Source organism: Burkholderia sp. AU16741 (assembly GCF_002223345.1).
In the GTDB taxonomy this organism is placed as follows: domain Bacteria; phylum Pseudomonadota; class Gammaproteobacteria; order Burkholderiales; family Burkholderiaceae; genus Burkholderia; species Burkholderia sola.
Map to the genome: position 1 here is coordinate 453,399 of NZ_NKEZ01000003.1, position 18,788 is coordinate 472,186.

Consider the following 18,788-nt stretch of genomic DNA (forward strand, 5'->3'; position numbering starts at 1 on the left):
CGCGCGAGCCGCCTGCGGCCTCGGCCCGCGCGTCGCGCCGTACGTGCGCGTCGCGCGCCCCATGCCCGGCGGCGTCCGATCACGTTTTCAGGAACGCACTCATGTCGTCTCCCCTTGCCGCGCGGTCGTCGCGCGGCCGGCTCGCGCTCGCATGCGCGGCCGCTTTCGCATGGCCGGCCGCTCACGCGGCGTCGACCGACGATGCCCGCGCCGACGCGGCCCGCAACGGTGGCATCGATCGTCTCGCCGCCGGGGCGTCGGCGTCCATGGATGTCGACGCGGCGGCCGCCCCCGCAGGCGACACGCTGACCGCCGTCAGCGTGACCGCGCAGCGGCAGCCGGTCGACCCCGATACGCCGGCCGTCGTCACGTCGATCACGCGCGAGCAGATCGATGCGCACACCAACGTCACCACCGAGGACGCGCTGAAGTACGCGCCGAACCTGATGGTCCGCAAGCGCTACATCGGCGACCGCAACAGCGTATTCGCGGGCCGCGACTTCAACGAATTGCAGAGCGCGCGCGGGCTCGTCTATGCCGACGGCGTGCTGCTGTCGAACCTGCTCGGGTCGAGCTATGCGTACCCGCCGCGCTGGTCGCTGATTCCGCCCGACGACATCGCGCGCGTCGACGTGCTCTATGGCCCCTTTTCCGCGCTGTACCCGGGCAACGCGATCGGCTCGACCGTGCTGCTCACCACGCGCCGCCCCGACCGGCTCGAGGCGTCGCTGTCGACGCAATTCTTCACGCAGCGCTACCGCGACGGCTACGGGTTGGCGGACAGCTTCGGCGGCAATCACCAGACCGCGCGGATCGCGAACCGCGTCGGCCGGTTCCGGTTCGCGCTGTCGCTCGACCGGCTGGAGAACGACGGCCAGCCGATGCAGTACGCGAGCCCCAATTCGGCCTACAACCCGAAACTGGGCGCCGCCGTGCCCGTGACGGGCGCCGCGACCGACATCGGACCCAACGGCAAGCCGCGGACCATCGTCGGCGCGCAGACGATCGAGCGGACCGAGCAGCTCAACGAGACGGTTCGGATGGGCTATGCGTTCACCGATCGTGTCGACGCGTCGCTGACGCTCGGGCATTGGGAGAACCACTACCGGCAGCACGGCGAGACCTTCCTGCGCGATGCGACGGGCAACCCGGTTTACGGCGGCAACGTGTCGATCGGCGGACAGAACATGACGGTCGCGCCGAACGCGTTTGCCCCGCAACGCGGCGACCAGGAGAACTGGCTGTATGCGCTCGGCCTGAACGGCCGGCTCGATTCCGGCTGGCGGCTATCGGGCGTGGTGTCCGCGTACGACGTGTCGCGCGACGTGCTGCGCGCGGCCTCGACCGTGCAGGGCGGGGCGGGCACGCTGTTCCAGGGCGACGGCACCGGCTGGCGCACGCTCGATCTGAAGGCCGAGGCGCCGGAAGTGAAGGGCCATACGTTCACGTTCGGCTATCACTACGACAATTACTTCCTGCGCAACGTCACGGTCAACACGGCCGACTGGCTGGCCGGGCCGGCCACGTCGCTCGCGAGCGTCTATCGCGGCGACACGCGCACGCAGGCGCTGTTCGGGCAGGACGCGTGGCGTTTCGCGCCGGGCTGGCTCGCGACGCTCGGGCTGCGCTACGAGCGCTGGGAGGCGTACGGCGGCGCCCTCGGCAATGCCAACGGCACGCTCGGCTACGCGGATCGCGGCGCGAATGCGCTGTCGCCGAAAGCCGCGCTGCAATGGGATGCGACGGAGGTCTGGCGCTTCCGGCTGTCGTTCGCGACCGGCACGCGGTTCCCGACGGTCGGCGAGCTGTTCCAGGGCACGATCTCGAACAACGCGATCGTCAACAACAACCCGAACCTGCGTCCGGAAAAGGCGATCGACTGGGACTTCACGGCCGAGCGCGACGTGGGTGTCGGCGTGGTGCGCGCGAGCGTGTTCCAGAGCGACTTGCGCGATTCGATCTACAGTCAGACGACGGTGTCGGGCGCGACGACCGTCACCAACGTCTCGAACGTCGACCGCGTGCGCGTGCGCGGCGCCGAACTCGCGTTCAGCGGGGAGAACGTCGGGCTGCGCGGGCTCGATCTCGACGCGAACGTGTCGGCGAGCAACGCGCAAATCCTCGCCGATGCCGCGAATCCGGCCTATGTCGGTTCGCGTTTCCCGCGCATTCCGCGCATGCGCGCGAACCTGCTCGCGTCGTATCGATTCGACGAGCACTGGCTCGCGAGCGTCGGCGTGCGCTACTCGGGCCGCCAGTTCAACACGCTCGACAACAGCGACGTGAATCCGGACGTCTACGGCGGCACGAGTTCGTTTACCGTCGTCGATCTGAAGGCGCGCTACCGCTTCGATCGTCACTGGACCGCGTCGGCCGGCATCGACAACCTGACGGACCGCCGCTACTACGTGTTCCACCCGTATCCGGGCCGCACTTTCTATGGAGAACTGAAATGGTCGCTGTGAAATCGTTCGCGGCGGGATACGGGGCCGTGGCACGCGGCGCCGTCGGGGCCGGTGCGCACGAGGCGCCCGGCATGCCGAAAGCCGCCGATCCGCAGATCGCGCAGTATGAGAACGCGGAGCCCATGCCCGAGCGGCCACGGGCAGCGCTCGGTGCGGAATGGAGAGGGGAGATGCCGCGCACCGTGTGGATCGGGCGCGATGGTGTGCATGAAGCGTTCGGCGGATGGTTGACGGCCGACGTGCTCGACGGCTGATTGCGGTACGCGAAGCGTTGACGGGGCGGGTGGCGCGCGGCGAACGGGCCGCGCGCCGGCCCGATGCGAAAACGCGCCCGAAGGCGCGTGGTCAGAAACGTCAGGCCGCTCGCCTGAATAGCCGGATCACGAACAGCAGGATCACCGCGCCGATGACCGCGACGATCACCGAGCCGATGAAGCCGCTGCCGATGCTGATGCCGAGCAGGCCGGCGAGCCAGCCGCCGATCACCGCGCCGACAATCCCGACGATGATGTCGACGATCAGCCCGAAGCCGCCGCCCTTCACGAGCAAGCCGGCAAGCCAGCCGGCGATCGCGCCGATGATGAGCCACATAATCAAGCCATGAGTCATGGTGGTCCTCTCCTTGGGTTGAGTCGAAATGACCGGGCACCGGCTGTCGCATGCCGCAAGTGGGTTGAAAGCGGCATGCGGCCGTCGCGCCGCCCACGCAATGTAACGCGATAGACGGGTCAGGATCGTTAAGTAATGTTATGCACCCTTAAACAGATTTTCCAGGGGGATTTGTCTGCCTAGCGCATGCGCGGTGCGCGCCCCGTGCATGGCGAAATGAATCTGTAAGGATGGGCTGTCGCCGAAGTCCGTCCGTCGGGCACGCCATCGCTCCAGCGTCGTTGGTGGCACGGTGGCCTCGGGTAGTCCGTCGGCTGCGTCGGGGATCACGCGCCCGAGGGTCGCGGCATCGCCGATTGCTTCGATCGACAGAAGCGCGAAACGGGTGGGGAAGCGCGGCGTATCGGTTCGCCGATCGGCGGCATCGTATGGCACCGATCGATGTAGCGTGTGCCGTATCCGATATCCGCCATCATTCGGGATCCTGAGGGATCGGCTTCGAATGATGTGTGCGGAGGGGGCGGGAGATAGAGTGTGCAGTCGTGCCGGCGAGCGCTTGACGGTCGGGGTGCGGGGGAAAAGCGGATGCCGTTGCGCGGGCTGCTTAGGTCGGGCAAGTCGGCCATCGTCGTCATGGCCGCCGCAGGCTGTGCTGTTACGCACCGCAAGAGGGGGGGCGATACGATTGGCCGGCGGCCGCCGAGTGCGTGGATATGTCGTGCGGATGTTGCGCAGATAACGCGCCGCGGCGAGGATCGGCCCCGGACAACGCGCAGGGGAGATGGCCGAATTCGTACGCCAAGACGCCAACACCGTGCGCGGCGTGATTGGGGGAGTGCGCAGTCGAACGACTTTACGATTTTGGCGCCGCAAAAGAGAAAAGGTCTGACAAGCGATGCTTGTCAGACCTTTATGTCTTGGTGCCGGAGATAGGAGTCGAACCTACGACCTTCGCATTACGAATGCGCTGCTCTACCAACTGAGCTACACCGGCAGCAGAGAAATGAAATTATATGGTGAAATCCGAGATCTTGGCAATAGGTTTTGCGAAATTTTTTCAGCGTGCTGCGGCTGCTTCGCGAAACCCTCGATCCGGCGGACTTTCCGCTTTCACTTCACCGCGACGCGGCCCGTTAGGGCCACATCGCGAAGGCGCGATTGTACTGATGTCTCGCCCCTGCGTCCAGTGCTGCAGTGCGATTATTTCGCTTCGTCGTGATAGCCGGTCACGCGCTCGACTTCGTTCTTTGAACCGAGGAACACGGGCACGCGCTGATGCAGGCCGGTCGGCTGCACTTCCATGATGCGCTGCGTGCCGGTCGTCGCCGCGCCGCCCGCCTGTTCGACGATGAACGACATCGGGTTCGCTTCGTACATCAGGCGCAGCTTGCCCGGACGATCGGGCGTGCGCTTGTCGGCCGGATACATGAAGATGCCGCCGCGGTTCAGGATCCGATGCACGTCGGCCACCATCGACGCGATCCAGCGCATGTTGAAGTTGTCGCCGCGCGGGCCGTCCTTGCCGGCGTTCAGTTCGTCGACGTAGCGCTTCACCGGGTCGTACCAGTGGCGCGCGTTCGATGCATTGATCGCGTATTCGCGCGTGTCGGCCGGGATCTGCATGTTGCTCTGCGTGAGTACCCACGAGCCGACTTCGCGGTCGAGCGTGAAGCAGTTCACGCCGTTGCCGGTCGTCAGCACGAACACCGTCTGCGGGCCGTAGACGGCGTAGCCGGCCGCGACCTGCTGCGTGCCGGGCTGCAGGAACGATTCTTCGGTCGCCTGCTTGCCGTCCGGGCAGCGCAGCACCGAGAAGATCGTGCCGATCGACACGTTCACGTCGATGTTCGACGAGCCGTCGAGCGGATCGAACACGAGCAGGTATTCGCCGCGCGGGTAGTTCGCCGGGATCGGGAAGAACGTTTCCATTTCCTCCGACGCCATCGCGGCGAGGTTGCCGCCCCATTCGTTCGCGTCGAGCAGGATTTCGTTCGACAGGATGTCGAGCTTCTTCTGCACTTCGCCCTGGACGTTCTCGCTGCCGGCGGTGCCGAGCGCTTCGCCGAGCGCGCCCTTCGACACGTTGTAGCTGATCGCCTTGCACGCGCGGGCGACGACTTCGATCAACAGGCGCAGGTCGGCGGGGAGGTTGTTGGTCTCACGTTGCTGTTCGATCAGGAACTTCGACAGCGTGGTGCGGCGGGCAATGGACATGACAGACTCCGAAAGGCCAAAGAATCCTTGAATGGCCGCAATTTTACCCGTCGCGCCTTCGGTGCCGCCGGCTTTTTTCGTCCGGTTACATGGCCGGGCCGCCGAATCGGCGCGGTATCGGGCGGCGACGCCGGGGCGGGGCGCGCCTTGCCGCGGAGGCCGCCCGAGCGGTCCGACCCCGCGCATGGTGCGATTGCAGCCGTGCTCGTGCAATAAAAAAGCCGGCGCCGCGTGAAGCGGCGCCGGCTCGATCGCCCGGACGCGACAGGGGCGATCGCGTGACTTACGCGAGCGCCTTCTCGACGATCTCGCGCACGTCGCGCGACTTCGCGCCGGCGGCGACCTGTTCGAGCGCTTCGCGCATCCGGTCGCGCAGCGCCGGCGTGAAGCGGCGCCACAGTTCGAGCGAGCGTGCGAGGCGCGCCGCGACCTGCGGATTGATTGCGTCGAGCGCGAGCACCTGTTCGGCCCAGAACGCGTAGCCGGAACCGTCGGCCGCGTGGAATTGCGCGGGGTTGGCCGCGCAGAAGCTGAAGATCAGCGAGCGCGCGCGGTTCGGGTTCTTCAGGTTGAACGCCGGGTGCGCGAGCAGCTTGCGCACCTTCGCGAGCGTCGGCTGCGCGGGCGTACCGCGTTGCGCCGCCTGCATCGCGAACCACTTGTCGATCACGAGCGCCTCTTTCTCGAAGCGACGGTAGAAGTCGTCGAGCGCCTGCTCGGCAGGCCCGTTCGCGCCTGCGGCGGCCGCGGACAGCAGCGCGCCGAGCGCCGCCGCGCGATCGGTCATGTTGTTCGCCGCGTCGTACTGGGCCGTGGCGAGGCGCACGGCATCGGCCGGATCGTCGAGTTCGGCGAGATACGCGAGCGCGAGATTCTTCAGCGCGCGGCGGCCCGACGTTTCCGGTGTCGGCTCGTAGGCGCCGGGCGTCTGGTGCTGCGCGTACGCGGCGAGCCAGTCGGCGCGCAGCGCGGTCGCGAGCTGGCGGCGCACGAACTGGCGCGCGCGATGCACGGCGGCCGGGTCGGCCTCGGCCATCTGGTCGGCGAGGTAGGTTTCCGACGGCAGCGTCAGCGCGAGTTCGCGGAACGCCGGCGACAGGCTTTCGTCGGTCAGCACGCGGCGGAACGCGGCGACGAAGTTCTCGCCGAGCGCGAGCGGCGCGTCGGCGGCGGCACGGGCGGCGAGCGTCAGCAGCGCGCGCGTCGCGAGGCGCTGGCCGGCTTCCCAGCGGTTGAACGGATCGCTGTCGTGCGCGAGCAGGAACGCGAGATCGTCGTCGCTGTAGTCGTACTCGACGATCACCGGCGACGAGAAGTTGCGCAACAGCGACGGCAGCGGCGCTTCCGGCACGTCGACGAACGTGAAGGTCTGCTCGGTGGCGGTGAACTCGAGCACGCGCGTCGTGCCCGATGCGGCGGCTTCGCCGTCCAGGCGCAGCGGCAGGTCGCGGCCGTCGCGGCCGATCAGGCCGATCGCGAACGGGATCAGCAGCGGCCCTTGCTGCGTTTCGCGCGCGGCCGGCGACGCGTCCCCGTAGCCTTGCGCGAGGGTGACCGTATAGCGGCGCGCGGCCGCGTCGTACGCGGTGCGCACCGACACGCGCGGCGTGCCGGCCTGGCTGTACCAGCGCTCGAATTGCGCGAGGTCGCGCCCGTTCGCGTCGGCCATCGCGTGACGGAAGTCGTCGCAGGTCACCGCGTGGCCGTCGTGGCGCTTGAAGTAGAGATCCATCCCCTTGCGGAAGCCGTCGCGGCCGAACAGCGTCTGGTACATCCGCACGACTTCCGAGCCTTTCTCGTAGACGGTCATCGTGTAGAAGTTGTTGATCTCGACGTAGCTCTCCGGGCGCACCGGGTGCGCCATCGGGCCGGCGTCCTCGGCGAACTGCAACTGGCGCAGCACGCGCACGTCCTCGATGCGCTTGACCGCGCGGGCCGCCGATTCGACGTCGTCGCCCGCGGCCATGTCGGCCGAGAACTCCTGGTCGCGGAATACCGTCAGGCCTTCCTTCAGGCTCAGCTGGAACCAGTCGCGGCAGGTCACGCGGTTGCCGGTCCAGTTGTGGAAGTACTCGTGGCCGACCACCGATTCGATGTTCGCGAAATCGGTGTCGGTCGCGGTCTCGGGGTTCGCGAGCACGTACTTCGTGTTGAAGATGTTGAGCCCCTTGTTCTCCATCGCGCCCATGTTGAAGTCGCCGACCGCGACGATCATGAAGCGGTCGAGATCGAGCTCGAGGCCGAAGCGCTTTTCGTCCCAGCGGATCGAGTGGATCAGCGAATCCATCGCGTGACGCGTCTTGTCGAGGTCGGCCGGTTCGACCCACACCTGCAGCAGTTTCTCCTTGCCCGAACCGGTCTTGATCGTTGCCTCGATCGAGACCAGCTTGCCCGCGACCAGCGCGAACAGGTAGCTCGGCTTGCGGAACGGGTCTTCCCACTTCGCGAAGTGGCGGCCGTCGGGCAGGTCGCCCGAATCGACGAGGTTGCCGTTGGACAGCAGCACCGGGTAGGCGGCCTTGTCGGCGCGCAGCGTGACCGTGTACGACGCCATCACGTCGGGGCGGTCGAGGAAGTAGGTGATGCGGCGAAAGCCTTCGGCTTCGCACTGCGTGAAGAAGTTGCCGCTCGACACGTAGAGGCCCGACAGCGTCGTATTCTGATCGGGCGCGCACGCGCTTTCGAGCGTCAGCTCGAACGCGTCGGGCACGTTCTCGACCGTCAGGCCGTGTTCGTGCGCGCGCACAGTGCCGTGCGGCGCGCCGTCGAGCCGCGCGTCGAGGAATTCGAGCGCTTCGCCCATCAGCTCCAGGTGGGGCGTGGGCGCGGCGTCCGGATTGCGGCGCACGCGCATCGTGTTCCTGACGATCGTGCGGGCCGGCGCGAGATCGAATTCGAGTGCGACGGAATCGATGAGGAAGGCCGGGGGCGTGTAGTCGGCGCGGCGGATCACGGTGGAGGAGGCGTTGTCGGACATGGTCGTCGAGATCGGTGGAGTGGGGGGCGGGCCCGTCGCGCGGGCCGGGCGAACCGGGCCATTGTACAAAGGCTTGCGCCCGCGTGCCGGGCGAACTTTTTACCGCTTCCGGGAGTCCGCGTATTATCGGCATCCCGTTGTGCTTCGCGCGGTGCGACGAACGGGTGACGGATCGACGAGGATCAACATGAAACGCGAATGGATTTTTCGCGGTGCGGGCTGGGCAGCGGCGCTGTGCGTCGCGCTGCTGACCGGCTGCACCAGCTACGTGACCACCCAGGTCACGGCCTTCTCCGACTGGAGCGGCAGCGACGCGACCCGCACCTATGCGTTCACGCGCACGGACGCGCAGAAGAACAGCATCGAGCAGTCGACCTACGAGCCGATCGTCGCGAACGAGCTGTCCGCGTATGCGTTCCGTCAGGTGCCGCCGTCGCAGGCCCGCTATCTCGTCGGGCTGACCTATTCGGTCGGCAGCGATCTCGTGACGGTGCCGCAACCCGTCTACTACGACCCGTGGTTCATGGGGCCGGGGCCGTACTGGCGAGGCGGGCCGTGGAGCCCCTGGGGCCCGTGGGGTCCCTGGGGGCCGATGCCGGCCGGCTACGTCGCGCAGACGTACCAGGTATTCGACTACACGCTCGGCATCCGCATCACCGAGCGCGCGACGGGCAAGGAGGTCTACAACGTGTCCGCGCGCACGACCGGCGACAACGGCACGCTGCTTTACGCGATGCCGTTCCTCGCGCGCAGCGCGCTCGCCGATTTCCCGTTGTCGAACGGCGCGGTCCGCACGGTCAGGCTGCCGGTCGACAAGCGCGGCGGGCCGGCGGCGCCGGCCGCCAACGAGCGCGCGGTGCCGGCGGCGCCAGCGTCGGGCGCGGCCGCCGCGAAGTAACGCGGCATCCCTCTCGGCGCGGCCGCCCGGCCGCGCCGGCCACCTGCCTTTTCGTCAGACCCCGACACCCAGCAGCGCCAGCGCGCCGAGCACGACGAACAGCACGGCCGCGATCCCGTGCACGAGCTTCGTCGGCAAGCGGTGCGCGAAGCGGTCGCCGAGCAGGATCGCCGGCACGTTCGCGAGCATCATCCCGAACGTCGTGCCGGCCACCACGCCGATGTAATCCTGGAAGCGGGCGGCCAGCGCGACGGTTGCGATCTGCGTCTTGTCGCCCATCTCCGCGAGGAAGAATGCAACGAGCGTCGCGCCGAACACGCCGAGCCGCGAGCGGGTCGCATTGGCTTCGTCCTCGTCGAGCTTGTCCGGCACCAGGATCCACAGCCCCATCGCGATGAACGAGAACGCGAGCGCCCAGCGCATGATCGACGGCGTGACGAGCACGCCCAGCCATTCGCCGAGCGCGCCGGCGAAACCGTGGTTGACGAGCGTCGCGACGAGCACGCCGAGAATGATCGGTACCGGCTTGCGATAGCGCGCGGCCAGAACGAGGGAAAGCAGTTGGGTCTTGTCGCCGATTTCAGCGAGGGCGACGGCGCCGGTGGAGATCAGGAAGGCTTGAGACACGAATGGGGTTCCACGGGCCGTTGTTGTGCGTGCGAGCGACGATCCACCGCGCGCCGGGCCCTGATGCGGCGCGCAGTGAACCATCGGTCTCGCCAGGCCAACGTGGCTGCGTCCGCCATGGCCGAACGGCCAAGTCTGTTGACGGACGCCTCCGTCACGATGCGCGCCGGGGGCGCGGGACATCGAGCGGAGCGGCTACTCCCCAATGAGCGGCGAATTCTAGCACGGCGTGTTGCGCACGGGAAAGCGGCCGGGGCCGCCGTGCGGCGCGCCATGCGCGCGATTCCCGGCAGCGCGACGGCGTACCCGCGAGGCGTTACGCGGCGGCCGGTCGGCGCGCGGCGCCGCGTTCGTGCACGAGTTCGCCGGCCGCATAGGTGCGGTATACCGCACGGTCGTCGCCGAGCAGCGCGAACGCGAACAGCAGTTCCTCGAGCGAATCCGCGCGCTGCGTGCGGCGCGCGAGCAGCGGCGTCGCGTGCGGATCGAGCACGACGAAGTCGGCCTCGGTGCGCGGTGCGAGCGTGCCGACCGTGTCGGCGAGGTCGAGCGCCTGCGCGGCGCCGGCCGTCGCGAGCCAGAACATCCGCGTGGCGGTCAGGTGGTGCCCCGACAGCCGCGCGACCTTGTGCGCCTCGTTCATCGTCTGCAGCATCGAGAACGACGTGCCGCCGCCGACGTCGGTCGCGAGCGTGACGGGGACGTCGTATTCGCCGGCCTTGTCGAAGTCGAACAGCCCGCTGCCGAGGAAGAAGTTCGACGTCGGGCAGTGCGCGACGACGGTACGCGTCTCGGCCATCCGGCGGCGATCCTCGTCGTCGAGGTGGATGCAGTGGCCGTACACCGCGCGCGGACGCAGCAGCCCGTAGCGGTCGTAGATGTCGAGATAGCTGCGATGGCCGGGGAACAGCTCGGCCACCCATTTCACCTCGTCGACGTTTTCCGCGACGTGGCTTTGCACGAACACGTCCGGATGGCGGCGCGCGAGTTCGCCGCACGCCTCGAGCTGCGCCTCGGTCGACGTCGGCGCGAAGCGCGGCGTGAGCGCGTACATCTGGCGGCCCTTGCCGTGCCAGCGGTCGATCAGCTCGGCGCTGTCGTCGTAGCCCGACTGCGCGGTGTCGCGCAGGAATTCGGGGCAGTTGCGATCCATCAGCACCTTGCCCGCGATCATCCGCAGGTCGCGTGCGTCGCTCGCCGCGAACAGCGCATCGGCCGACTGCTTGTGCACGGTGCAGTAGACGAGCGCGCTCGTCGTGCCGCACGCGAGGAGTTCGTCGACGAAGAAGTCGGCGACTTCGCGCGCATGCTCGGGATCGCCGAACTGGCGCTCGGTCGGGAACGTGTACTTGTCGAGCCACGGCAGCAGGCCCGGCGCCGGCGACGCGATCATGTCCGTCTGCGGATAGTGAATGTGCGTGTCGATGAAGCCGGGCACGATCAGCTTGTCGCGCAGGTCGTGGATCACCGCATCGCGCGCGAGCGTCGCGGCGAGCCGGGCGTACGGGCCGGCCGCGACGATCTTGCCGTCGTCGACGATCAGGAGCCCGTCGGTCTCGTAGTTCGCGGCCTGGCTCGATTGCGCCGGGTCGCCGTTGAAGGTCAGCAGTTGGGAACGGAAAGCGTTTTGCGTCATGACGAAGGGTCCTGCATCAAGGTAAGGCGAACAGAAGAAAGCGATCGACGCCGCACGGGGGCGGGGCGGTGCTTCGCGGGCGGCTGCGGCGGCACGTGATGTGCGGCACGGCCGGAGGCGATTGCGCGGGCGAACGTGGCGGCCGAAGCCGCCCGCGAGTGGTTGCGGGCGCACCTCGCGGCCGTTGCGTTCGCAACTGGTACATCCGCAACCGATACGTCCGCAACCCATACGACGGCGAACGGCACGGCAAGCCGCGACGGCCGGTGCGTGCGAGCGACGCCGTACGGCGCGATCGCGACGCCTGCATGCAGCCGATCAGCCCGGCGCGGCGCCGAACGGGGAATCGCGAAGCGGATGCCGTTGCCGTGTTTCATCTGTCAGCGTGCCTCGATGCGGGCCGTCACGCGGCCTGCCAGTACGCGTCGAGGCGCGCGTACAGTGCGTCGCGCTGCGCCGGTTCGATGAACGACGCCTCGAAGCCGTTGCGGATCACCGCATGCACTTCGGCATCCGTGAGTTGCAGCCCTTCGACCGTCGCGAAGTAGTTTTCGTTGACGTAGCCGCCGAAATAGGCCGGATCGTCGGAGTTGATCGTCACCGCGACGCCGCGGTCGAGCAGCGCCTTCAGCGTGTGCTTCGCCATGTCGTCGAACACGCACAGCTTCAGGTTCGACAGCGGGCACACGGTGAGCGCCGTGCGCGTTTTCGCGAGCCGCTCGACGAGCGCCGCATCCTCGATGCTGCGCACGCCGTGGTCGATCCGGTCGACCTTCAGCACGTCGAGCGCTTCGTAGATGTACGCGGGCGGGCCTTCCTCGCCTGCATGGGCGACGAGCTTGAGCCCGAGCGCGCGCGCCTTCTCGAATACGCGGGCGAACTTCGTCGGCGGATGGCCGAGCTCGGACGAATCGAGGCCCACGCCGATCAGCCGATGGCGATAGCGCTCGAACAGCGGCAATGCGGATTCGAACGTCGCGAGCGCGTCCTCTTCGGACAGGTGGCGCAGGAAGCACAGAATCAGCTTGCTCGACAGCCCGCGCGCTTCGGCATCGGCGAGCGCGCGCTCGATGCCCGCGACGACCGTCTCGATCGGCACGCCGCGCTCGGTGTGCGTCTGCGGGTCGAAGAACAGTTCGGTGTGGACGACGTTGTCGGCGAGCGCGCGCTCGCAGTACGCGGCCGTCATGTCGTAGAAATCCTGCTCGGTGAGCAGCACGCTCGCGCCGGCGTAGTAGATGTCGAGGAACGACTGCAGGTCGGTGAACGCGTACGCGGCGCGCAGCGCGTCGATCGAGTCGTACGCGAGCTTCACGCCGTTGCGCTGCGCGAGCGCGAAGATCAGTTCGGGCTCGAGCGAGCCTTCGATGTGGATGTGCAGCTCCGCTTTCGGCGCGCGGGCAATCTTGTTCTTGAATGTCGGGGTCATGGCGTCGTTTTGGTCGGTCAGTCAGTAGGGGAAGCCTGCGCGGACGCATTCGCCTCGACGGCCTGCAGCAACTGCGCGGCCACCGAGATCGCGATCACTTCGGGCGCCTTGTCGATGATGCCTTCGACGCCGATCGGGCAGCGCATCCGCGCGACCTGGGCCGGGTCGATGCCGATCGCGGCGAGGCGATGATCGAACTGCGTGCGTTTCGTCTGCGAGCCGGTCATCCCGAAGTACGCATAGTCGCCGCGTCGCAGGATGCGCTCGGCCAGCACGAAATCGAGTGCATGGTCGTGCGTCATCACGACGAAGTAGGACTGCGGCGGCGCTGCGTCGACTGCGTCCGCCGGGGAAGCGGCCGCGTCGATCGCGAGGTTGCCGATGCCGGCGAGCGCATCGGCCGGCGGGAACAGCGCATCGGGCCGGTCGATCCAGCGCACCTGGCACGGCAGCGTCGCCAGCACTTTCACGAGCGCGGTGCCGATGTGCCCCGCGCCGAACAGTACGACGGGGAACGCATACGGCGCGATCGTTTCGGTCATCAGCGAGACGCCGCCGGTTTCCCACAGCAGGCAGTCGGCGCGCGCGGCTTCCGATTCGGGCTCGCTCAACAGCGGCGCGCCCGGCGAGGGGCCGAATGATACGCTACGCACGGTCGCGGCGCCGGCCGCGACGCGCTTCGCGAGCGACATGATCCAGCCGAGGTCGCCGACGTCGAGCCGCTCGAACGCGAGCACCACGGCGCCGCCGCAGCACTGGCCGAGGCTCGGGCCGAGCGCGAGCCGCTCGAGCCGGCGCGCGTGCGGCACGTGCGCGCCGTCCTTCAGCAGGTGCCGCGCGATCTCGATCGCCTTCCATTCCAGATGACCGCCGCCGATCGTATGGCGGGCCGTGTCGCGCGTGACGAGCATCTTGGTGCCGGCCTCGCGCGGCGCGGAGCCGTCGGTGTGCGCGACCGTCACGAGCACGGCCGCTTCGCCGTGCGCGAGCAGTTGCTGCAGATCGCCGAGCCAGGCTTCCATCAGCACGCTCCGTTCGGGACGACGCGGCACGACGCGCGGCGCGCTCTGGCGGGCGCGGCGGCAACGAGAACGAACGGGGGCGCGGCAGGCCGGCTGCACGGCGGATGCCATGCGGCGGCGGCCGACCGACGGCGTGCGTGAACGGCGCCGCCGGACGCGCGGACGCCATGAGGGTGACGGATGCGGATGGTGTGCGTTGTCATGATGAATCCAGTCGACATTGCGGATCGGGCGCGCGTTACGCAGGCAGCGGTGAGACCGCCTGGCCTCGCGCACGTAGATCGCCATCCAGTCCCGAAGATAGCACCGCCACGCGGCGGGAACATGGCCGGGCGGTGATCCGGGCTATCAGGCGGCGATCATGTCGATCATAGGCCCGCCGCGCGGGATCGGGGGACCGATGCATGCACATCGGGCCGAAACGCATGCGTGGCGGGGCAGGGGCGCGGCGATCGCGCGACGCGCGCCCGCCCGGAAATCCGGGCGGCGGCGGGGTAGGTGTTTACGCGCGGCGGCCGGGCGGGGCCGGCGCAGGCCGCAGCCGGGTGACGACGCGCCGGCGGCGCGCGGCCCATTCGCGCGGGTCGCGCATGCGATGGGCCGGCACCGCGGCCGGCGGGTCAGCCCGCGAGCTTGCGGCGATGGCGCCAGAGGCTCGCGACGACCGCGACCAGGATCAAGGCGAAGCCGATCAGCGCCCAGCCGGGCAGCAGGATGCCGAGGATCGGCGGGTAGACGGTCTCGCACAGCCCGGCGACCTTGAACATGCCGGGGAACCACTGCGCGGGCGGCAGGCTGTCGACGATCGGCTGCAGCGTGTCGAAGCCGCAGCTGAAGCCCGGATTCATCTGGATCGACAGGTGCCGCGCGGCCGTGCCGACACCGCCGGCCGCGGCGATCGCGATCAGCAGTTCGAGCACCCAGACGCCGCGCCAGTTGCGGATCCCGGCGGCCAGGAACGCGAAGATCCCGATCGCGCAGAAAAAATAGCGCTGGATGATGCACAGCGGGCACGGGTCTTCGTTCTTCACGTACTGCAGGTACAGCGCGCCGGCCAGCAGGGCGATGCACACCCATCCGAGCAGCATCAGCAGGCGGCGTTCGCGGCGGAGTGCAAGCGTGTAGTCATTCATGTCGGCGGGGGTCCTCGTCGGTCGGTCCGTAAAACAATCGCGCGATTTTAGCGCGAATGATCTGGCACGAAACTGACAGCCCGCGTGCGGCAGCCTGCCGCACCACGCGCGGGCCGAAGGCGATCGGTGCGCGACCGGCTTGCCATCGGCGGTGCGGTCAGCGGATCGTGTTCAGCACGGCCTCGACCGACTGGCCGATTGCGAGCAGCGCGTCGTCGCGATGCGGCGCTGCCGCGAGCATCAGGCCGACCGGCGCCGCGTCGCGCGGATGGCACGGCAGCGACAGGCCGCACGCATCGAGGAAGTTGAACGCGCTCGGGTTGCGCAGGATCAGCGCGTTGGTGCGCGTGAACGCGTCGTCGTCCGTTTCGAGTTCGGCGATGCGCGGCGGCACGACCGGCACCGTCGGCGCGACGAGCGCATCGAAGCGCGACCAGACCGTGTGCGCGGCTTCGTCGAGCATCGCGGCGCGCGCGGCGAGCAGGTCGAGATAGTCGGCCGCGCTTGCGGGTTCGCCCTTCAGGATTCGCGTCAGCACGCGCGGGTCGTACTGGTCGCGATGCTTGGCGAGCAGCGGACGATGCCATGCGTACGCTTCGATCGGCGAGAAGCCGAAACGGTTGATTTCCGGCAGCCGGTCGAGCGCGGGGAAGCGTACTTCGGTGACGATCGCGCCGGCCGCTTCGAGATGCTTGAGCGCGGTGTCGAGCGCCGCCGCGACGTCGGCATCGACGCCATCCGTCACATAGTTCGTCAGCACGCCGAGCCGTACGCCTTCGAGCGGCCGGGCGGCCGGCACGTGCGGCTCGAGCCCCGCGAGCATCCGGTCGACCAGTGCGCAGCGCGCGACCGTCAGGCCGATCGGGCCGAACGAGTCGAGCGTCGTCGACAGCGGCACGCCGCCTTGCGTCGGAATCCGGCTCGCGGTCGGCTTGAAGCCGGTCAGCCCGCACAGCGCGGCCGGAATGCGGATCGAGCCGCCGGTGTCGGTGCCGAGCGCGACGGCGGCCATCCCGTCGGCGACCGACGCGGCCGCCCCCGACGACGAGCCGCCCGAAATCCGCGCATCGCCCGGCACGTCGCGGTGGTACGGCGAGCGCGGGTTGCCGAAGTGCGGATTCAGCCCGAGCCCCGAGAACGCGAACTCGCTCATGTTGGTGCGGCCGACCAGCACCGCGCCCGCGCGCTTGAGCCGCGCGACGGCGACCGCATCGGTGCGCGCGGCCGGCGCGCCGTCGAGTACGCGCGACCCCGCGCGCGTGACCTGGCCCGCGACGTCGAACAGGTCCTTGATCGACACGGGAATGCCCGCGAGCGGCGACAGCACGGTGCCCGCGGCGCGCAGCCGGTCGTGCGCGTCGGCGGCCGCGCGGGCGTTGTCGGCATCGACTTCGGTGAAGACGACGGCGCCCTGGCCCGACGGATCGGCGATCCGGTCGAGTGCGGTGTCGACGAGCGCGCGGCTCGTGGTCCGGCCGGCGGCGAGGTCGGCGGCGAGCTGGGCGAGCGGGGGGAACGGCGTGAAAGTGGTCATGGCGGCTCAGGGGCGAAGATGTTGGAGAAGCGTGGAGCGGAACGAATCGATATGGCTTTCGACGGCTGCGCGCGCGCCGGCGGCGTCGCGTGCGGACAGCCGGTCGAACAGCGCGCGGTGCTCGTGCTGGACGTCGGCGAGATGGTGCGGTTCGGACAGCGTGACGAACCAGAAGCGCAGCGAGCGCTCGTGCAGCGCGCGCAGGATGTCGGCGAGCACCGCATTGCGCGTGGCCGCCGCGATCGTCTGATGAAACGCGCGGTCGAGCTCCATCATGCCCTCGACGTCGTGGGTGTCGACACAGGCCTGCCCGTCGTCGAGCAGCGCGGCCAGGCGCGCGAGATCGTCGGGGGTCGCGTGGCGCGCGGCGAGGTCGGCGCAGTGCGCTTCGTTGACGCGCCGCACGTCGATCACCGCGACGATGTCGTCGAGCGACAGCGGCTGCACCATCAAGCCCTTGCGCGGGATCACCGACAGCAGCCCTTCGAGCACGAGCCGATGCACGGCCTGGTGCACCGGCGTGCGGCCGATGCCCGTGCGCGCGACGAGGTCGGCTTCGTTCAGCGCGGCGCCCGGCTTCAGGCGCATCGTGATGATGTCCCGCTGGATCAGCGCGTACGCGCGGTCGGCGAGACTGGCCGGCGACGCGGCGGCGCGGTCGGGGGTAAGGTCGGTCACGGTACTCATGCCGGTTGCGGCGCGGTGGCGGGGAAGGGCGCGATCATGGCGCGGAGGCTCGGGAAGCATGGACGATCGCTGGATATTATTGTGATATATCACCGATGTCCAGCGCGGCGATACGGGGGTAACGATCCCGGCGCGGGTGGCCGCCACTTGCAACAATATCGACAGGATGTTGCAGGTTTACCGCGCGATCGTGCACTGAAGCATAATGAATCCTCGTCTATCCCTACGCGCGAGCGACGCATCAGACTATCGTCATGAGCGAAAACACGCCTTCCCCGGCCGGTCTGCCCGGCACCTCTTCCGCTTCTTCCGATTCCCCTCGTCCCGATCCGGCGAAAACGCCCGATGCGCCGGCCACGCAGGCCGCCGCGGAGCATGTCGCCGATGACGGTGCATCGCCCGTCACGGCCGCCTCCGAGCCGGGCGCGCCCGGTGCGGCAGGCGCCGTCGGCGATGACGCTGCCGCGGTCGCACCGCTGAAGCCAGGCGCGCCGCCGCCCGGCTTCGGCGCGCCGCCCGATTTCGACACGCCGCGACCGCCGCCGGCGAGCGCGCAGAATGCGCCGCCCGCCTATCTGAAGCAGAGCGACACGCCGTGGTCGGTATTCGGCCGGATCGTCGCGGCCCGCGCACGGCGGCTGTTCGACCGCGCCGGCCAGCGCATCACGCAACGCACGCTGCGCATCGGCGTATCGGCGCGGATCTTCCATCCGGAGCCGGGCGCGAAGGGGCTGCGCGGCAAGACGCTGCAGTATCTCGAGGAATCGATCGCCCACTGGGTGATGTCGCGCGACGTGCTCGTGTTCATGATTCCGACCGTCGGCCATCAAGGCATGATCCATCCGAGCAACATCCGTCTGCGCGATTACGCGAAGCATCTCGACGGCCTGCTGCTGCAAGGCGGCGCCGACGTGTCGCCGCAGACCTGCGCGGCGTCGGACGCGCGCCCCGAATGGCCCGGCGATCGCGTGCGCGACATGTACGAGCTCGAGCTGCTGCACGAATTCGTCGAGTCCGGCAAACCCGTGCTCGGCGTATGTCGCGGCTGCCAGTTGATCAACGTCGCGTTCGGCGGTTCGCTGTACCAGGACATCGCCACCGACGTGCCGACCGCGAACGCGCACGTGAGCGAGCATTACGACCAGCATCGTCACGCGATCCGCTTTCCCGATTCGTCGACGCTCGCGAGCATGTTCCCGGGGCGCAGCGAAGCGATCGTCAACTCGATTCACCACCAGGCGATCCGCGATCTCGGTCGCGATCTGAACATCGAGGCCGTGTCGGCCGGCGACGGGATCATCGAAGGCATTCGCCATCGTCGTTCGCCGTTCGTCGTCGGCGTGCAGTGGCATCCGGAGTTCCATCGCGCGGGCGGTTCCGAACTGCTCGACTGCACGCCGCTGCTCGACGCGTTCCTGCGCGCGGCACGCGAAACGCGCTTGTAGCACGCCGTATTTTTCGCGTGGCACGCAGGCCGGCCGCATCCCGATAAATTCGAGATGCGGCCGTTTCGTTTTGCACGATAATCGCCAGTTCCGATTTGTTCGCCGGAGTCTG

Annotated in this window: 13 protein-coding genes, 1 tRNA gene, 1 pseudogene and 1 riboswitch; of the genes and pseudogenes, 4 read left to right on the top strand and 11 right to left on the bottom strand. The window is 68.6% G+C overall.

Translation table 11 applies throughout. From position 1 onward, the window contains the following. Positions 1-101 precede the first annotated feature (101 nt). Both CFB89_RS04555 and CFB89_RS04560 read left to right on the top strand, forming a co-directional pair. Positions 102-2,465, top strand: coding sequence for a TonB-dependent receptor (locus tag CFB89_RS04555; protein ID WP_089466904.1), 2,364 nt, complete (start codon positions 102-104; stop codon positions 2,463-2,465). Between the two features lie 89 nt (positions 2,466-2,554). Further along, a pseudogene (locus CFB89_RS04560) lies at positions 2,555-2,719 on the top strand (TlpA family protein disulfide reductase); the annotation flags it as partial. 100 nt (positions 2,720-2,819) lie between these two features. Here CFB89_RS04560 and CFB89_RS04565 read toward each other — a convergent pair. The 4 genes from CFB89_RS04565 to pepN form a co-directional block, all read right to left on the bottom strand. Beyond that, positions 2,820-3,074 carry a GlsB/YeaQ/YmgE family stress response membrane protein gene (locus CFB89_RS04565; protein WP_006476609.1) on the bottom strand — a complete coding sequence of 85 codons (255 nt, stop codon included), beginning with the start codon at positions 3,072-3,074 and terminating at the stop codon, positions 2,820-2,822. Between the two features lie 918 nt (positions 3,075-3,992). Then, positions 3,993-4,068 (bottom strand) — tRNA-Thr (locus tag CFB89_RS04575). Between the two features lie 206 nt (positions 4,069-4,274). Beyond that, on the bottom strand, positions 4,275-5,288 hold the full coding sequence (locus tag CFB89_RS04580; protein WP_006485729.1) for a class 1 fructose-bisphosphatase: 1,014 nt from the start codon (positions 5,286-5,288) through the stop codon (positions 4,275-4,277). Between the two features lie 283 nt (positions 5,289-5,571). After that, positions 5,572-8,265: an aminopeptidase N gene (gene pepN, locus CFB89_RS04585; protein WP_089466905.1), complete on the bottom strand. Its 2,694-nt coding sequence runs from the start codon at positions 8,263-8,265 to the stop codon at positions 5,572-5,574. Between the two features lie 187 nt (positions 8,266-8,452). Here pepN and CFB89_RS04590 point away from each other — a divergent pair, with 187 nt between their 5' ends. Then, complete coding sequence (locus CFB89_RS04590) at positions 8,453-9,163, top strand: DUF4136 domain-containing protein (protein WP_089466906.1); 711 nt, start codon at positions 8,453-8,455, stop codon at positions 9,161-9,163. 54 nt (positions 9,164-9,217) lie between these two features. On the opposite strand, the gene CFB89_RS04595 is transcribed toward CFB89_RS04590, so the two are convergent. The 7 genes from CFB89_RS04595 to CFB89_RS04640 form a co-directional block, all read right to left on the bottom strand. After that, positions 9,218-9,790: a TMEM165/GDT1 family protein gene (locus CFB89_RS04595; RefSeq protein WP_012328109.1), complete on the bottom strand. Its 573-nt coding sequence runs from the start codon at positions 9,788-9,790 to the stop codon at positions 9,218-9,220. Positions 9,791-9,868: 78 nt separating this feature from the next. Continuing rightward, positions 9,869-10,006, bottom strand: a riboswitch (yybP-ykoY riboswitch). A 100-nt stretch (positions 10,007-10,106) separates the two neighbouring features. Beyond that, entirely contained in the window at positions 10,107-11,426 is a 1,320-nt protein-coding gene (gene guaD, locus CFB89_RS04605) for a guanine deaminase (protein WP_089466907.1), read from the bottom strand. Between the two features lie 403 nt (positions 11,427-11,829). After that, complete coding sequence (locus CFB89_RS04615) at positions 11,830-12,855, bottom strand: adenosine deaminase (protein WP_089466909.1); 1,026 nt, start codon at positions 12,853-12,855, stop codon at positions 11,830-11,832. A gap of 17 nt (positions 12,856-12,872) precedes the next feature. Further along, the gene (gene xdhC / locus CFB89_RS04620; protein WP_089466910.1) at positions 12,873-13,877 is read right to left on the bottom strand and encodes a xanthine dehydrogenase accessory protein XdhC; all 1,005 of its coding nucleotides are present in this window, start codon (positions 13,875-13,877) and stop codon (positions 12,873-12,875) included. A 620-nt stretch (positions 13,878-14,497) separates the two neighbouring features. Further along, positions 14,498-15,010 carry a disulfide bond formation protein B gene (locus CFB89_RS04630; RefSeq protein WP_089466911.1) on the bottom strand — a complete coding sequence of 171 codons (513 nt, stop codon included), beginning with the start codon at positions 15,008-15,010 and terminating at the stop codon, positions 14,498-14,500. A gap of 157 nt (positions 15,011-15,167) precedes the next feature. After that, positions 15,168-16,544 carry an amidase gene (locus CFB89_RS04635; RefSeq protein ID WP_089466912.1) on the bottom strand — a complete coding sequence of 459 codons (1,377 nt, stop codon included), beginning with the start codon at positions 16,542-16,544 and terminating at the stop codon, positions 15,168-15,170. Positions 16,545-16,550: 6 nt separating this feature from the next. Then, a complete protein-coding gene (locus tag CFB89_RS04640) occupies positions 16,551-17,231 on the bottom strand; it encodes a GntR family transcriptional regulator (protein ID WP_089466913.1) in 681 nt (226 codons plus the stop codon). Positions 17,232-17,485: 254 nt separating this feature from the next. Here CFB89_RS04640 and CFB89_RS04645 point away from each other — a divergent pair, with 254 nt between their 5' ends. Then, positions 17,486-18,676, top strand: a complete 1,191-nt coding sequence (locus CFB89_RS04645; protein WP_089466914.1) for a gamma-glutamyl-gamma-aminobutyrate hydrolase family protein — start codon at positions 17,486-17,488, stop codon at positions 18,674-18,676. The last annotated feature ends 112 nt before the right edge of the window (positions 18,677-18,788 follow it).

Bases quoted from the DNA above. Each gene is read 5' to 3' on its own strand.
- CFB89_RS04555 (WP_089466904.1), top strand. From the start codon at position 102: ATGTCGTCTCCCCTTGCCGCGCGGTCGTCGCGCGGCCGGCTCGCGCTC.
- CFB89_RS04565 (WP_006476609.1), bottom strand. From the start codon at position 3,074: ATGACTCATGGCTTGATTATGTGGCTCATCATCGGCGCGATCGCCGGC.
- CFB89_RS04580 (WP_006485729.1), bottom strand. From the start codon at position 5,288: ATGTCCATTGCCCGCCGCACCACGCTGTCGAAGTTCCTGATCGAACAG.
- pepN (WP_089466905.1), bottom strand. From the start codon at position 8,265: ATGTCCGACAACGCCTCCTCCACCGTGATCCGCCGCGCCGACTACACG.
- CFB89_RS04590 (WP_089466906.1), top strand. From the start codon at position 8,453: ATGAAACGCGAATGGATTTTTCGCGGTGCGGGCTGGGCAGCGGCGCTG.
- guaD (WP_089466907.1), bottom strand. From the start codon at position 11,426: ATGACGCAAAACGCTTTCCGTTCCCAACTGCTGACCTTCAACGGCGAC.
- CFB89_RS04615 (WP_089466909.1), bottom strand. From the start codon at position 12,855: ATGACCCCGACATTCAAGAACAAGATTGCCCGCGCGCCGAAAGCGGAG.
- xdhC (WP_089466910.1), bottom strand. From the start codon at position 13,877: ATGGAAGCCTGGCTCGGCGATCTGCAGCAACTGCTCGCGCACGGCGAA.
- CFB89_RS04630 (WP_089466911.1), bottom strand. From the start codon at position 15,010: ATGAATGACTACACGCTTGCACTCCGCCGCGAACGCCGCCTGCTGATG.
- CFB89_RS04635 (WP_089466912.1), bottom strand. From the start codon at position 16,544: ATGACCACTTTCACGCCGTTCCCCCCGCTCGCCCAGCTCGCCGCCGAC.
- CFB89_RS04640 (WP_089466913.1), bottom strand. From the start codon at position 17,231: ATGAGTACCGTGACCGACCTTACCCCCGACCGCGCCGCCGCGTCGCCG.
- CFB89_RS04645 (WP_089466914.1), top strand. From the start codon at position 17,486: ATGAGCGAAAACACGCCTTCCCCGGCCGGTCTGCCCGGCACCTCTTCC.